Annotated in this window: 9 protein-coding genes; 5 read left to right on the forward strand and 4 right to left on the reverse strand. The window is 71.4% G+C overall.

Annotation, left to right across the window (positions count from 1 at the left end):
• The first annotated feature begins 8 nt into the window (after window positions 1-8).
• Genes NR798_RS25170 through NR798_RS25180 form a run of 3 tightly spaced genes read left to right on the forward strand, consistent with a single transcriptional unit; the run spans window position 9 to window position 5,472 of the window.
• Window positions 9-2,321 carry a DUF5682 family protein gene (locus NR798_RS25170; RefSeq protein ID WP_375765028.1) on the forward strand — a complete coding sequence of 771 codons (2,313 nt, stop codon included), beginning with the start codon at window positions 9-11 and terminating at the stop codon, window positions 2,319-2,321.
• The gene (locus NR798_RS25175; RefSeq protein WP_375765029.1) at window positions 2,318-3,442 is read left to right on the forward strand and encodes a VWA domain-containing protein; all 1,125 of its coding nucleotides are present in this window, start codon (window positions 2,318-2,320) and stop codon (window positions 3,440-3,442) included. Before NR798_RS25170 ends, NR798_RS25175 begins: the two co-directional genes overlap by 4 nt.
• Window positions 3,439-5,472, forward strand: a complete 2,034-nt coding sequence (locus tag NR798_RS25180; protein ID WP_375765030.1) for a hypothetical protein — start codon at window positions 3,439-3,441, stop codon at window positions 5,470-5,472. The genes NR798_RS25175 and NR798_RS25180 overlap by 4 nt, the downstream gene beginning before the upstream one ends.
• A 6-nt stretch (window positions 5,473-5,478) precedes the next feature.
• On the opposite strand, the gene NR798_RS25185 is transcribed toward NR798_RS25180, so the two are convergent.
• Complete coding sequence (locus NR798_RS25185; RefSeq protein WP_375765031.1) at window positions 5,479-6,585, reverse strand: enolase C-terminal domain-like protein; 1,107 nt, start codon at window positions 6,583-6,585, stop codon at window positions 5,479-5,481.
• A gap of 13 nt (window positions 6,586-6,598) precedes the next feature.
• Window positions 6,599-8,386 carry a thiamine pyrophosphate-requiring protein gene (locus NR798_RS25190; protein ID WP_375765032.1) on the reverse strand — a complete coding sequence of 596 codons (1,788 nt, stop codon included), beginning with the start codon at window positions 8,384-8,386 and terminating at the stop codon, window positions 6,599-6,601.
• Between the two features lie 236 nt (window positions 8,387-8,622).
• Here NR798_RS25190 and NR798_RS25195 point away from each other — a divergent pair, with 236 nt between their 5' ends.
• Window positions 8,623-11,835 carry an FAD-binding and (Fe-S)-binding domain-containing protein gene (locus NR798_RS25195; protein WP_375765033.1) on the forward strand — a complete coding sequence of 1,071 codons (3,213 nt, stop codon included), beginning with the start codon at window positions 8,623-8,625 and terminating at the stop codon, window positions 11,833-11,835.
• On the opposite strand, the gene NR798_RS25200 is transcribed toward NR798_RS25195, so the two are convergent.
• Together NR798_RS25200 and NR798_RS25205 are read right to left on the reverse strand one after the other, a co-directional pair.
• A complete protein-coding gene (locus NR798_RS25200) occupies window positions 11,823-12,299 on the reverse strand; it encodes a hypothetical protein (protein ID WP_375765034.1) in 477 nt (158 codons plus the stop codon). The genes NR798_RS25195 and NR798_RS25200 overlap by 13 nt on opposite strands.
• A complete protein-coding gene (locus NR798_RS25205) occupies window positions 12,296-14,152 on the reverse strand; it encodes a glycoside hydrolase family 15 protein (protein WP_375765035.1) in 1,857 nt (618 codons plus the stop codon). The genes NR798_RS25200 and NR798_RS25205 overlap by 4 nt, the downstream gene beginning before the upstream one ends.
• A gap of 153 nt (window positions 14,153-14,305) precedes the next feature.
• Here NR798_RS25205 and NR798_RS25210 point away from each other — a divergent pair, with 153 nt between their 5' ends.
• Complete coding sequence (locus NR798_RS25210; RefSeq protein WP_375765036.1) at window positions 14,306-15,088, forward strand: DUF4336 domain-containing protein; 783 nt, start codon at window positions 14,306-14,308, stop codon at window positions 15,086-15,088.
• Window positions 15,089-15,110 lie beyond the last annotated feature (22 nt).

Raw genomic sequence — 15,110 nt, forward strand, 5'->3', positions numbered from 1 at the left:
GCGTGGACATGCAGGGGACTCCGGGCCTCCATGTCGTCGGCGTGCGCCACCACAGCCCCGCGTGCGCCCGCGTCGTGCGGCACACGTTGCTGAAGGTGCGGCCCCGCCACGTGCTCATCGAGGGACCAGCGGACATGAACGCCCGCCTGGATGAGCTGCTCCTGCCGCACGAACTGCCCCTCGCCGTCTTCAGCAGCTACCGCGACGAGGCGCGGACGCATGCCTCGTGGACGCCCTTCTGCGCGTACTCGCCCGAGTGGGTGGCCCTGACGGAGGGCAAGGCGGCCGGGGCCCAGGTGCGCTTCATGGACCTGCCCGCCTGGGACAAGTCCTTCCACGGCGTGCGCAACCGCTACTCGGACGGGGAGCGCCGCACCGCCCGGATCATCGAGACGCTCTGCCGCAAGCTGGGCCTGGAGGGGATGGATGCCCTCTGGGATCACCTCTTCGAGCAGCCGTGTGAGCTGGAGGCCCTGGCGGAGCGGCTGCGCGTCTACTTCGACTCGTACCGCGGCGAGGAGGACGTCACCGAGAGCGACCAGCGGCGCGAGGCCTTCATGCTCGCGCACGTGGAGGCCGCGCTGGCACAGGGAGACGGCCCCGTGATGGTGGTGTGCGGTGGCTTCCACGCGCCCGTGCTCGCCCGGGCCGGAGTGAAGCCGGGTGCCACCTTCCCCGAGACGCCGAGCCACCCGTCCGCGCGCAGCTACCTCGTGCCGTACAGCTTCCGCCGCCTGGACTCCTTCACCGGCTACGAGTCCGGCATGCCCTCCCCCGCCTTCTACCAGGCGGTGTGGGAGCTCGGCCCCGAGAAGGCCCCGGAGCACATGCTCCGCGCCGCCGTCGAGCGGTTGCGCGCCCGGGGCCAGCACGTCTCCTCGGCGGACCTCATCGCAGCCTCCGTCATGGCCCAGGGGCTCGGGCGCCTGCGCGCGCACTCCGCCCTGGCGCGCTCGGACCTGCTCGATGGGATGGCGGCCGCCCTGGTGAAGGACGCGCTCGACGCGGCACTGCCGTGGACGATGCGCGGAGTGCTCTCGCCGGACACGGATCCGCTCCTCGCCGAGGTGTTGCGCGCCTTCTCGGGCGAGCGCACGGGCCGCATCAGCGACCTCACCCCGAGGCCCCCGCTGCTGGCCGACGTGGAGCGCGTCCTCACGTCACACGAGCTCCGGCCGCACGGGCACGCCCGGAAGGTGAGCGTAGAGCTGCGCGAGCCGGCGCACCTGGAGCGCAGCCGCGCGCTGCACCGGCTGCGGGTGCTCGGCATTCCTGGCTTCACGCGCGACGCGGGCCCCACCTTCCCCACCGAGCCCGTGCTCCAGGAGTCCTGGACGGTGGCACCCTCGGAGGACTTCATCTCCTGGGTCATCGAGGCCTCGGGCTGGGGGCCCACGCTGGAGGTGGCCGCCACCGGACGGCTCGAGGAGGCGCTCCTCACGGCGGGCCCGGATCTGGGCAGGCTCGCGCTGCTGCTCGCCGAGAGCCTCTTCACCGGCTCGAAGGGCCTGGCGCAACGTGTGCTGGAGGCCGTGGCCTCCCAGGCCCTGCACGAGCCGGATCTCTCCCGCCTGGGCATGGCCCTGGAGCGGCTCCTCTCCGTCTGGCGCCATGACGTGCTGCTCGGCGCCCAGGGCTCGGCCGAGGTGGGCGCCGTCATCGCGGCGGCCTTCGATCGGGGACTCTGGCTGCTCGAACAGCTCGACGGGCCCGCGCTGCCCGCGGACGAGGGGCACCTCCGGGCCGTGGCCGCGCTGCGTGACACCCTGCGCTTCGCGGGCCGGGCCCTCTCGCTCGACGAGACGCATGCCACCGCCGTGTTCGAGCGCCGCCTGGCCGATCTCCGCGCTCCCCCCGCCGTGCGAGGCGCCGCGCTCGGGGCGCTCTGGTCCCTGTCCCGCTTCTCCGACGAGGCGAGTGCCGAGGCCGCGGCCATCCGCGCGACCCGGTCGGCGGCGCGTCCCGCCATCCTCGGCGACTTCCTTGCCGGTCTGTTCAAGCTCGCCCGCGAGCAGGTGGTGCGCGCCCCCCCCGTCACCGCGGTGCTGGATGAGGTGCTCCGCGAGCTGCCCCAGGAGGACTTCCTCGTCGCCGTCCCGGCCCTGCGCCTGGCCTTCGGCTTCTTCCCGCCCCAGGAGAAGGAGGACATCGCCCGGACGATCCTCTCGCTCCACGGCAAGGATCCCGCGGGCGCGCGGGCGCTGATCCGCCTCGAGGTGGATCCCGCGCTCGTCGCGGCGGGCACGGCACTGGACGAGGAGGTGGAACAGGTGCTGGCCCGCTACGGGCTGCTGCGGGCCCACGAGGGAGGTGCGCGATGACCATGGATCCCCTGGCGCGCTGGCGCCTCGTGCTCGGCGAGGCGGCGGAGGGAGCGCTCGGCGGCTGCCTGGACGCCCAGGGCCGCGGCATGGACGCGGCGCTCGAGTGGCTCTACGGCCGCGAGGGAGACCTCGCCGAGCGCGACGTCCGGGGGCGCCAGGGCGGCACGGGCCCGTCCTCGCTCACCGTCCCGGACTGGATCAACGAGGTCCATCACCTCTTCCCCAAGGAGACCATCGAGCGCCTCGAGCGTGACGCCGTCGAGCGCTACAAGATCGACGAGGTGGTGACGCGGGCCGATGTGCTCGCGCGCGTGGAGCCCAACGAGACGCTGCTGCGCGCCGTGCTCCGCACCAAACACCTCATGAATCCCGAGGTGCTGGCGGTGGCCCGCCGCATCGTCGAGAAGGTGGTGCGCGACCTGATGGAGAAGCTGAGCCGGGAGGTGCGCCAGACCTTCTCGGGCGTGCTCGACCGGCGCCGCCGCTCGCCGCTGAAGGTGGCGCGCAACTTCGACTTCCGGCGCACGCTGCGGGAGAACCTGGACCGCTACTCCCCCTCCGAGCGCAAGGTCGCCATCGAGCGTGCCTCGTTCTTCTCACGCACCCGGCGCTTCACCGAGCGCTGGCAGGTCGTCCTCCTGGTGGACCAGTCCGGGAGCATGGTGTCCTCGGTCATCCACTCGGCCGTCACCGCGGCGTGCCTGTGGGGGCTGCCGGGCATCCAGACGCACCTGATCGCCTTCGACACCGCCGTGGTGGATCTCACCCGCGAGGTGACCGACCCCGTGGAGCTGCTGATGAAGGTGCAGCTCGGAGGCGGCACGGACATCCAGCAGGCGGTGGCCTACGGCGCGCGGCTCCTCGAGGTGCCCCGGCGCAGCATCGTCGTCCTCATCTCGGACTTCTACGAGGGCGGCAGCCCCGAGATGCTCGTGCGCCGGGTGAAGGAGCTGTGCGCCCAGGGGACGAAGGTGCTGGGGCTCGCGGCGCTCGAATCGGACGCGACTCCCAACTACGACAGGGACCTGGCCCGGCGGCTGGTGGACGTGGGGGCCCACGTGGGGGCGATGACGCCCGGCCAGCTCGCGGCGTGGATCGCCGAGAAGGTGCGCGGATGAGCCGCCCGGATCTGCTCGGCCTCACCCCACAGGCCATCGCGAGCGTGTCCAACCTGGGCCTGGTGAAGCGCGCGCAGAAGGAGCTCGAGCAGGGCAAGGGCCCCCGGCTGGAGGAGCTGGCCGATGGGACGGTGGTGGGCACCTTCGAGGATGGGAACACGGCCCGGCTCGCCCCGGGCAAGAGCCTGAAGGACAGCCCCTGCACCTGCAACGCCACCACCGTGTGCCGGCACCGCGTGGCCGTGGCGCTGGCCTACCCGGCGTTCATCAGCGCGTCGGGCGCGGCGCCAGCTCCGGAGAAGGCCGCGGAGGCCGCGCCGGAGCCACCCTGGTCTCCGGGCTCGGTGGACGACAAGACGCTGGCGGAGCTGCTCCCCCGCCGCGCGCTGGAGCGGGCCGATTCCCTCCGCGAGCGCGGCTACCTCGCGCAGGTGCGCCGGGGGACGTTCGTGGGCGAGGACCTTCCCAGCGTGGCGCTCGCCACGTGCACGGTGCGCTTCCTCGTGCCCCGGAACCTGGGGTACGCGCGCTGCGACTGCTCGGTGGGGACGGGCTGCGAGCACCTGCCGCTCGCCGTCTGGGCCTTCCGTGCCGCCGACGAGAAGGACCCCACGAGCCGCGAGCTGTCCGTCGAGGTGGCGAGCCGGCACGTCACGTCCAGCGAGGGCGGACCGGCGCTGGATGCCGCGGGCGACCTCGCCAGCTTCCTCCTGTTGGAGGGCGCCCAGCACGCCAGCACCGGCCTCGCGGGGCGCTTCGCGGTGGCGCGCTCGAGCCTCGCGGACGTGAAGATGGCCTGGCCGCTCGCGGCGCTCGATGACATCGAGGATCTGCTCGGGGCCTACGTGAGCCGCGGTGCCCGCTACGCCCCGGCGAAGCTCTCGGCCACCCTGGCGGAGCTGTTCGCCCGGCTGCGCGCCGCCCGCACCGGAGGCGCCGTCCCACCCCGTGCGGTGCTGGGCATGGACGAGGCCCCCGAGACGAAGCTCGACTATGTCCGGCTGGTGTCGCTCGGGGCGCGGCTGTCCGCCGATGGCCGGGAGCGCCGCGCGGAGCTGGTGCTGGCGGATCCGGCCAGCGCGGGCCTGCTTGTGGTGCGCCGGGCCTTCACCTACGCGGAGGATCAGACCCCCGAGGACGGCGCCGACCTCGGACGCCGCCAGGGAGCCCCCGGCGCGACGATCGAGGCCCTCGCGCGGGGACAGGTGGTGACCTCGGGTGCCACGCGCCGTCCGGATCGCCTCGTGGTGTTCTCCTCGCGCGGGCTGCAGCGCACCTCGGTGACACCGCAGTCCGGGGACTGGAGCCTGCTGCCGGCGCCGCTGCTCGTGAAGGACGTCTCCGCGCTGGAGGCCAGCCTGCGGGCCCGGCCTCCGCGCTTCCTCCGGCCGCGGCAGCTCGCCGAGAACGTGCACGCCTTCGAGGTCTCCCGGGTGGTGGACGTGGCCTATGCACCGGGCGCCCAGTTGGTGCGCGCGGAGCTGGAGGACGCGGCTGGGCATGCCTTCTTCGTGGAGCTGGCCCACCGCCGCGTGGCCCCCGGGGCGCTGGACGCGCTCGCCGAGGGCCTGGCCGGAAAGCGCGGGCAGCTGCGCTACCTCTCGGGCGAGGTGCGGAGGACGGCCCGGGGGCTCGTCGTCGAGCCGCTGGCGCTCTCCTGCGAAGGCACGGGCGTGGTGGTGCTCGACGTGCAGCCTGCCACCCAGACGGGGCCGCTGCGCACGGCGGAGGACAGGCCGCCGCTGCCACCCCTCCCGGCGGCCCTCGCCGAGCTGGAGGGCTGCCTGGCGGATGCGGTGCACCAGGGCCTGCGCCACGTCGTCCCCGCCTGGACGTCCCGGCTCTCCGCCGTGGCCGCGCGCGTCCGGGAGCTCGGGATGAAGCGCCTGGCGGAGGACCTGGGCGCGCTCGCCACGAAGTTGGACGCCGCCCGTGCATCCGGCCAGGCCGGAGACGAGGCAGCACTCGCGGCGGCCTGGACTGATGCCGCCCTCCGCGTCACCGTGGGGCTCGAGCAGCTCGGGACGTGAGCCATTTCACAGGGCGTAGCGCTCGGCGTCCTGCCGCTTGAATTCCAATCCCATCCCCGGCCGGGACAGGTCCGGCGTCAGCGCCCCCTTCACCGGAGCGCGCGCCCCGTCGAAGAGCATCTGCTCGATGCGCACGTGGTCATGGAAGTACTCCAGGTGCACCAGGTTGCGCGCCGCGCAGGCCACGTGCAGGTGGAGGCCCGGCGCGCAGTGCCCCGACAGCGGCACCTGGAAGCCCTCGCACAGCGCGTCCACCTGCAGGAAGCCCGTGACCCCCAGGCACCGCGTCGCGTCCGCCTGCAGCACGTCCACCGCCTGCGCCCCCAGCATCTTCCGGAAGTAGATGGCGTCCCAGCCGTACTCCCCCGCCGCCACCTCCATCCCGCCCGGAAGGCGCTGCCTGAGCAGGTGCAGCCCCTCCAGATCGTCGCTCGACACGGGCTCCTCGAACCAGACGACGCCCGCCTCCGCGAAGCGCTCCGCCATCGCCAGGGCCTGCTTCACGGAGTAGGCACCATTGGCGTCCACGAAGAGCTGCGTGTCCGGGCCAATCGCCTCCCGAGCCGCCCACACCCGGCCGCCATCCTTGTCCGGGTGGCGCCCCACCTTCATCTTCACCCGCGCGATCCCCTGCTCCGCCCATCCCGCGAGCTGCGCCTTGAGCGTCTCGATGGAGTACGACGTGAAGCCTCCACTGCCGTAGACGGGCACCCAGTCCCTCGCCGCCCCGAGCAGGCGGGCCAACGGCAGGCCCAGGAGCCGTGCCTTCGTGTCCCACAGCGCCGCGTCCACTGCGGAGAGCGCCATGGCCACCATCCCGGGCCGCCCCTTGTTGCGCACCCGCGTGAGCAGCGAGGCCATCCGCGCCGGGATGTCCATCACATCGTGGCCCTTCAGCTCCTCGGCCAGCGTGCGGTGGATGAGGCTCGCCGCCGAGGCATCGGCGTAGGTGTAGCCGAGCCCCCGCTGGCCTCCCGCCGTCAGCTCCACCACGATCAGCGTGGTGCTGTCCCAATCCGCGGTGCCGTCCGCCTCCGGCGCATCCGTCGGTATCTCGTAGGCCCGGGCCTCGATGCGCTCGATGGGCACCACCCCGCTGCTCCTCTGGCCCATGACCACTCCCGCGCTAGTCCTTCTTGTGGGGCTTGAGCTGCTCCACCATGCCCTTGAGGGACTGCTTGATGAGGCTGGCCGCCTTCTCGTCCCCCTTGAAGAGCGCCTCGGAGAAGTGTTTGGCCTGCTCCAGGGTGATGTGCGGCGGCAGCGGTGGCACGTCCGGATCCGTGTACGCCTCGAGCACCACCGGGCGGTCCGCGCTCAGCGCCTGGTCCCACGCGCGGGCGATCTGATCCGGCTTGTCCACGCGGATGCCGCGCAGGCCCAGTGACTCGGCGTACCGGGCATAGGGGAAGTCCGGCAGCTCCTGCGAGGCCTTGTACCTCGGGTCCCCCGCCAGCACGCGCTGCTCCCACGTCACCTGGTTGAGGTCCCGGTTGTTGAGCACCAGCACGATGAAGCGCGGGTCCTTCCACTCCTTCCAGTACTTGGCGACGGTGACGAGCTCCGCGTTGCCATTCATCTGCATGGCGCCGTCGCCCACCATGGCGATGACGGGCCGGTCCGGGTAGGCGAACTTGGCGCCGATGGCATACGGCACGCCGCAGCCCATGGTGGCCAGGTTGCCCGACAGCGACGCCATCATCCCCTTGCGAATCTTGATGTCGCGCGCGAACCAGTTGGCCGACGAGCCCGAGTCCGACGAGAGGATGACCCCGTCGGGCAGCTTCGGCGACAGCTCGTGGAAGACGCGCTGCGGGTTGATGGGATTGGCGTCGTTCATCGCCCGCCCCTCCACCACCTTCCACCACTGGCGGATGCCCTTCTCCAGCCCGTCGCGCCAGCTCCGGTCCTCCTTGCGCTTGAGCAGGGGAATGAGCGCGCGCAGCGTCTCCTTGGAGTCCCCGGTGAGGGGCACCTCCATGGGGTAGCGGATGGCGAGCATGCGGCCGTCCAGATCAATCTGCACGCCGCGCGCCTGGCCCTCGGGCGGGAGGAATTCCGAGTAGGGGAAGCTGGTGCCCACCATGAGGAGGGTGTCGCACTCCATCATCATGTCCCAGCTGGGCTTGGTCCCCAGCAGGCCGATGGCGCCGGTGACGAAGGGCAGGCCGTCGGGCAGCACCGCCTTGCCCAGCAGCGCCTTGGCCACGCCCGCGCCCAGCAGGTCCGCCACCTCGATGATTTCATCCGCCGCGCGCAGGGCGCCGGCCCCCACCAGCATGGACACCTTCTTGCCGGCGTTGAGCACCTCGGCGGCGCGCCGCAGATCCTTCTCCTGGGGAATCACCCGCGGCTCGCTGTAGCCCACGCTGGAGTGGATGGAGCCGTGCACGCGTGGAGGCGGCTGGTACGTCTCCTCCTGCACGTCGTTGGGGATGATGACGCACGTGACGGTGCGCTCGGCCCGGGCGATGCGCACGGCCCGGTCCACCGCATGGCGGATGGCCGAGGGGTTGGTGACCATGGTGATGTACTCGGAGGCCACGTCCTTGAAGAGCACGGGCAGGTCCACCTCCTGCTGATAGTGGCCGCCCAGCCCCATGCTCTTCTGCTGGCCCACGATGGCCACCACGGGCTGGTGGTCCAGCTTGGCGTCATAGAGGCCGTTGAGCAGGTGGATGGCCCCGGGGCCCGAGGTGGCCACGCACACGCCGGGCTCGCCGGTGAACTTGGCATGGGCACACGCCATGAAGGCCGCCATCTCCTCGTGGCGTGTCTGGATGAACTGGATCTCGGAGTTGCGTCCGAGCGCGCCGAGGATGCCGTTGATGCCGTCACCCGGGTAGCCGTAGAGGCGGTGGATGCCCCACTGCGTGAGGCGATAGAGCAGGTAGTCGCTGACGGTGGCACTCATCGAGGTTCCCCATCCTCCATGCGGTGAGATCGCACTGGCTCAAATTGGGGTTGGCCCGGGAGCGATTGGAACCCATACGGACAGGTGCTTGTCGGTAGGCCCTCTCTCTCTCCGCCCGAGGCCGGGCATGCGGGCGGGTGTACCGGCCTCCCCGGATGCGTCCTGCCGGGTGCGGGTGTGTAGCTTCACCTTTGTGCACACGCGCCTCGCGAGGCACGAAAGGGGAGGAAGCAGGCATGCGGCCCATGGACGCCATCCAACGTGCGCTGTCGAGGGTGTCACACAAGCGGCCCCCTCCTCGCTCGCTCCCAGGTTCCCAAGGCGGCGATGTCCTGGTGGACGTGCGGGGGCTGGAGGCCGACCTGCACCGCTCGGTGGAGGGGGAGGTCCGCTTCGATGACGGCAGCCGTGCGCTCTACGCCACCGATGCCTCCAACTACCGCCAGGTGCCCATCGGCGTCGTCATTCCCCGGAGCCTCGACGACGTCATCCAGACGGTGCGCGTCTGCCGGGAGTACGGCGCCCCGCTGCTGTCGCGCGGCGGCGGCACCAGCCTCGCGGGCCAGTGCTGCAACGTCGCCGTGGTCATCGACTGGATGAAGTACCTCGGCAAGGTGCTGGAGCTGGACCCGGGCAGCAGGTCGGCCCGCGTGCTGCCCGGCACCGTGCTCGACGACCTGCGCGATCAGGCCGAGCGGTACAACCTCACCTTTGGCCCGGACCCGGCCACGCACAACCACTGCACCCTGGGCGGCATGCTGGGGAACAACGCCTGCGGTGCGCACGCGCAGATGGCCGGGCCCGTCTCCCACAACGTGCTGGAGCTGGACGTCCTCACCTATGACGGCCTGCGCCTGAAGGTGGGCCCCACCTCCGAGGAGGAGCTCCAGGCCCTCATCCGGGCCGGTGGCCGGCGCGGAGACATCTACCGGAAGCTGCGCGACCTCCGGGACCGCTACGCGGAGGAGATCCGCCGCCGCTACCCGCCCATCCCCCGGCGCATCTCCGGCTACAACCTCGACGCGCTGCTGCCCGAGCACGGCTTCAACGTGGCGCGCGCCCTGGTGGGCACCGAGAGCACGTGCGTCACCCTTCTCACGGCGAAGCTGAGGCTCATCCCCAGCCCGCCGCACCGCGTGGTGGTGTTTCTCGGCTACCCCGACATCTATACGGCGGGAGACCATGCCCACGAGCTGGCCGAGCGCTTCCAACCGCTCGCGCTGGAGGGCATCGATCATGAGCTCATCCACAACATCGTCGTGAAGGGCCGCACGAGCGACTACGAGTCCATTCAACCCAAGAGCTCGCATGCCGAGTTCCTCGAGCTGCTGCCGGAGGGCTCGGGCTACCTCATGATCGAGCTCGGGGGGGATACGAAGGAGGAGGCCATCGAGCGGGCGCGCGAGCTGATGGCCTCGGTGAGCAAGGGCCGGCAGGCCCCGGTGGACATGCGGCTGTACTCGGACAAGGAGCACGTCGATCACGCGTGGAAGATCCGCGAGTCGGGCCTGGGCGCCACCGCGCGAGTGCCGGGCCGGCCAGACAGCTGGCCTGGCTGGGAGGACTCGGCGGTGCCGCCGGAGAAGCTGGGGAGCTACCTGCGGGGCCTGCGCAAGCTGTACGACAAATATGGCTATGACGCCTCGCTCTACGGCCACTTCGGCCAGGCGTGCGTGCACACGCGCATCGACTTCGATCTCGTCTCCACCCAGGGCATCCAGAAGTACCGCGCCTTCATGAACGAGGCGGTGGAGCTGTGCGTGTCCATGGGGGGCTCGCTGTCGGGCGAGCATGGGGACGGGCAGGCCCGCGGCGAGTTCCTCCCACGCATGTTCGGTCCGGACCTGGTGCGCGCCTTCCGCGAGTTCAAGAGCATCTGGGATCCCCAGGGGAAGATGAACCCGGGCAAGGTGGTGGACCCCCACCCCATGGACCAGGAGCTGCGCCTGGGCCGGGACTACAGGCAGCGGACGTGGAAGCCGCGGACGCACTTCAAGTACCCGGATGACGACGGCCTCTTCCACCGGGCCACCGAGCGCTGCGTGGGCGTGGGCAAGTGCCGGCGGGACAGTGGCGGCACCATGTGCCCCAGCTACATGGTGACGAAGGAGGAGAAGCACACCACGCGCGGCCGGGCACACCTGCTCTTCGAGATGTTGCAGGGCCAGGTGATTCGAAAGGGCTGGCGCGACGAGAACGTGAAGGAGTCGCTGGAGCTGTGCCTGGCGTGCAAGGGGTGCAAGGGCGACTGCCCGGTGAACGTGGACCTGGCCACGTACAAGGCGGAGTTCCTCTCGCACTACTACCAGGGGCACCTGCGCCCGAGGCCCGCCTACGCCATGGGCCTCATCATGTTCTGGGCCCGGGCGGCCATGCTGGCGCCGGGGCTGGTGAACCTCCTCACGCAGCACTCGCCCACCCGGGAGCTCCTGCAGAAGCTGGGGGGCCTCACCACGAAGCGGCCCATTCCCCGCTTCGCCCCCGAGTCCTTCCAGCGCTGGGTGCGGCGGCATCGGCCGGAGCCGCGCCACCAGGGCCACCACCGGGTGATGCTGTGGCCGGACACCTTCAACAACCACTTCTTCCCGGAGACGGCGGCCTCGGCGCTGGAGGTGCTGGAGGACGCGGGCTTCGAGGTGGTGGTGCCCCAGGGCTTCCTGTGCTGCGGCCGGCCGCTCTACGACTTCGGCATGCTGCCCACGGCGAAGTGGATGCTGCGGCGCACGGTCGAGCGCCTGCGCGAGGAGATTGAAGCGGGCGTGCCGCTCGTAGGCCTGGAGCCCAGTTGCGTGTCCGTGTTCCGCGACGAGCTGCGCAACCTCTTTCCGGACTGGGGGCTCGCCCGGCAGTTGCGGCGGCAGACGTTCCTCTTCAGCGAGTTCCTCGGCAAGTACGCGAAGGACTGGCAGCCGCCGCGCCTGGAGAAGAAGGCGGTGGTGCATGGGCACTGCCACCACAAGTCGCTCTTCAAGATGCGCGACGAGGAAGGACTGCTCGGCAAGCTGGGGCTGGACTCCCAGGCGCCGGAGACGGGCTGCTGCGGCATGGCGGGCTCGTTCGGCTTCGAGGCGGGCGAGAAGTACGAGGTCTCCCAGAAGGTGGGCGAGCGCGTGCTGCTGCCCAAGGTGCGGGAGACGCCCAAGGACTCGCTCATCATCGCGGATGGATTCAGCTGCCGGGAGCAGATTGCCCAGAACACGGACCGCAAGGCCCTGCACATGGCGCAGGTGGTGCGGATGGCCAAGGCGTACGGGGCCACGGGCCCCTCGGGCGAGTACCCCGAGCGCGGCTGGGTGACAGGTGGCCTGGGCAAGCCTCCGGCGCGCTGGGGCCCGCGCGCGGCGGCGGTGGTGGGCGTGGGCCTGCTGCTCGGTGGCCTGCGGTTGCTGAAGCCCCGGCCGGCTCCCACCGGCCCCTGGCGCCTGCTGTCCTGGGCTCACAGCCGGTAGAGGCCTCCGAGCAGTACGCCGAACACCACGTGCGACACCAGCGTCGTCAGGGGTGTCCGCCCTCCGTAGTTCAACCCCAGGAAACCCGGGGGCTCCAACTGCTTCATCTCCGTGGGGCCCTGGAGCTCGCTCGCCATCCTCGGGTGCAGCGCCGGCATCACCGGCAGCACCACCAGCAGCACGAAGCCCGCGTGCAGCACGCCCATCAGCCCGCCCAGCCACCAGCTCGCCCGCCCCCACGCGGCGAAGGCGGCCACGTACACCCCGGAGAACACCAGCCCGTTGAGCAGGTGCAGCCCCATCCCGTACAGCTTCGCCCTGTCCCGGTCCGTCGTCACCATGGACCCCAGCAGGAAGGGAAGGTTCATCCGCGTCAGCCGCAGCCGCTGGCTCCCCGCCAGCAGCCCCGTCAGCACCAGGGTGCTCGCGAACCCCCACACCGCCCAGCGCAGCAGCCAGCTCATGCCCGCGCCTCCCCGGCCCCCTCCTCCCGCCCCGTGCGCCACACCGGCTCGCGCCAGGGCCTCGCCTCCTCCAGCTCCAGCGCCGCCGAGATGAGCCCCACGTGCGTGAAGGCCTGGGGGAAGTTGCCCCGCGCCTCTCCGGTCTCCGGGTCCAGCTCCTCCGCGTACAGCCCCACGTCGTTCGCGCAGCGCAGCAGCCGCGCGAAGGACGTCTCCGCCTCCGCGAAGTCCCCTCCCCCCCTCGCCAGGAAGCCCACCCTCCAGAAGGAGCAGACGCCGAACGCCCCCTCGCCCTCGCGCACATCGTTCTCGTTGCGGAACAGCAGCCCGTCTCCCACCCCGAGCCGCCGCTGGATGCGCTGGTACGTGCTCCGCATCCGCTCCGAGCGCGCATCCTCGAAGCCGTACCAGGAGAGCAGCAGCAAATCCGCGTCCACCTCGTCCCCATCCAGCTTGCGCACGTAGCTATGCAGCCGTTGGTTCCACCCGCGCGTGCGGATCTCCTCGCGCAGCTGCTCGCGCACCCGGTGGAAGCACTCCACCGGCACCCGCACGTCCCGGAACACCCCGCGCCCGTGCAGCTCGAGCAGCCGCTCCAGCGCCATCCAGCACGACACCTTGGAGAAGGTGTGCTCACGCCGGCCCGAGCGCGGCTCCCAGATGCCTTCGTCCGGCTGGTTCCACGCCTGGGTGATGTATTCACCAAAGCGCCGCAGCATCTTCAGCTCGTCCCGCTCCAGGCGCCCGCCGCGCCGTGCCAGCTGGGTGATGGCGTCGATGGCCTCGCCGTACGCGTCCAGTTGAAGCTGCGGCGCCACCGCGTTGCCCACCCGCACGGGCCGGGAGCCCTCGTACCCGCGCAGGTGCGGCAGCTCCCACTCACCGGTCCGCACCCGCCCGTAGACGTCGTAGAAGACCTCCATCCGTGGCTGCGTCAGCCAGGTGGCCCGCAGCAGCCAGGACACGAAGGACTCCGCCTCCTTCTCGTAGCCCAGCCCGTAGAAGGCCCGCGCGGTGAAGGCCGCGTCCCTCACCCAGCAGAAGCGGTAGTCCCAGTTGTCCTTCCCACCCGGCACCTCCGGGAGCGACGTCGTGGGCGCCGCCACCACCCCGCCCGAGGGGGCGAACGTCAGCAGCTTCAGCACCAGCGCGCTGCGCACCACCGCCTCGCGGTAGGGCCCCGCGTACCGGCACCTGTTTGCCCAGCCGCGCCACGCTTTCACCGAGCGCTCCACATGCTCCCACGTGAAGCGCCCCACCGGCGGCAGCACCGCCGGCCCATCGTCCGTCGCCGTGAGGGAGAAGTGGGCCCGCTGCCCCGCGCGCATCGTCAGCCGCCCATACAGCCCCCGCCTGGCTCCCAGCCGCAGCGGCACGTCCGTGCGCAGCGTGTACAGCCACCCGTCATGCTCCAACCTCCAGCCCAGCTTCCCCCCGTCCCTCACCGGGGCCTTCGCCCGCCCGTAGTCCGGCCTTGGCTCATAGAGGACCTCCAGCGTCACCTCGCCCCGCTCGCAGCGCACGCAGCGCAACAACTCGCGCTCGGGCACCGGAAAGGACAGGCGCTCCTCGTGGATGGGCATCAGGTCCGTCACCACGAGGACTCCCCCGTCCGTCGTGAAGCACGTCTCGAGCACGTTGGTGTCCCGCAGGTAGCGCCGCGTCACCCGCGAGGGCCCCATCGGGTGCAGGCGCCAGGTGCCGCCCACCTTCGGATCCAGCAGCGCCCCGAAGAGCGAGGCGCTGTCGAAGCGCGGCCAGCACAGCCAGTCGATGGCCCCCTCGCGCGAGACGAGCGCGGCGCTGTGCCCATCCCCGATGAGGGCGTAGTCGTGAATGCGCGCGGGCCGCAAGCAAGCCTCCCTTCCGGGAGGGTGGCCACCTCTGGAGCGAACGTCAGCCGTGGGATGGCGCCTGGCGCCCGCCCGTCCAGCCGCTCGATGGGAGGGGAAGCGCCTGCTCCGCCCGCGAAGGTCTTCGTCATTGTTACCTTCCAGGTGACCGCCATGTCCGCCCTCGATGACAGCGCGTGGGAGGGTCCCATCCGCCTGTACACCCCCCTCGACATTCCCAAGCCCCTGGCCGAGAACGTCTGGCTCGTCGACGGTCCGGTGGTCCGGATGACCTACCTCGGCGCGCGGCTGCCCTTTCCCACCCGCATGACGATCGTCCGGCTGGCGAACGGAGACCTGTGGTTGCACTCGCCCACCGCCCTCTCCGAGCCACTGCGGCGGCGCGTGGAAGCCCTGGGGCGCGTGGCCCACCTCGTCTCGCCCAACAAGATTCACTACGCCCACATCGCCGCATGGAAGGCGGCGTACCCGCGGGCGCGGGCGTGGGCCTCCCCGGGCGTGCGCGAGCGCGCCGCGAGCCAGGGCATCACCGTGAGCTTCGACGCCGAGCTCGGCGACGCGCCTCCTCCAGACTGGGCGGCGGAGTTCGAGCAGCTCGTCTTCCGCGGCAGCCGCCTCATGGACGAGGTGGTCTTCCTGCACCGGGCCAGCCGCACCCTGCTCCTCGCAGACCTCATCGAGAACTTCGAGGAGGATCACGTCCGCTCCGGGCTGCGCTGGCTGGTGCGGCTCGCCGGCAATATGCATCCGGATGGGAAGGCGCCCGTGGATCTGCGGCTGACCTTCCTGGGCCGCCAGGACGAGGCACGGGCCTGCCTGCGGCGGATGCTGGCGTGGCAACCCGAGCGCATCGTGCTCGCCCACGGGCGCTGCTACCCGGAGCGGGGCACGGAGGAGCTGCGCCGGGCCTTCCGGTGGCTCGGCGTCCGAGGGTGAGAGCCATGGATGGCGCGCGGAG

Origin of the sequence: Archangium gephyra (genome assembly GCF_042230915.1) — a bacterium.
Lineage (GTDB): Bacteria > Myxococcota > Myxococcia > Myxococcales > Myxococcaceae > Archangium > Archangium gephyra_B.